This window comes from Deinococcus pimensis DSM 21231, from assembly GCF_000519345.1.
GTDB lineage: Bacteria > Deinococcota > Deinococci > Deinococcales > Deinococcaceae > Deinococcus_A > Deinococcus_A pimensis.
Map to the genome: position 1 here is coordinate 15,417 of NZ_KI912636.1, position 333 is coordinate 15,749.

1 protein-coding gene is annotated in these 333 nt (G+C 75.4%); it reads right to left on the minus strand.

The genetic code is table 11. The annotated features are described in order from the left end of the window. A partial coding sequence (locus DEIPI_RS0107895; RefSeq protein WP_027481415.1) for an AMP-binding enzyme occupies window positions 1-333 on the minus strand: 333 nt, incomplete at both ends.

The following is a 333-nucleotide window of genomic DNA, read 5'->3' on the forward strand; positions in this document are numbered from 1 at the left end:
GCCCTGCTCGCCCTGCGCGTCGGCGGTTCCTTCCGGGAGCGTCTCGGGGCGTCCGCGCGCGGCGAGGGCGTGGCGGTCGAGCTTGCCGCTGACGTTCAGGGGCAGGCCGGGGAGCGCATGGATGGAGCCGGGCAGCATGTAGACGGGCAGGCGGGCGCGCAGGTGCGTCAGGAGCGTGCGCTCGTCCGCGGTGAGGCCGGGCGTGAGTTCCACGCACGCGACGAGGTCGCGGTCCTCCGTGACGGTGCGTCCCGGCAGCGCGATCACGGCGGCCTCACGCACGGCGGGGTGTTCGCGCAGGGCGGACTCGATCTCGCCGAGCTCCACGCGGTG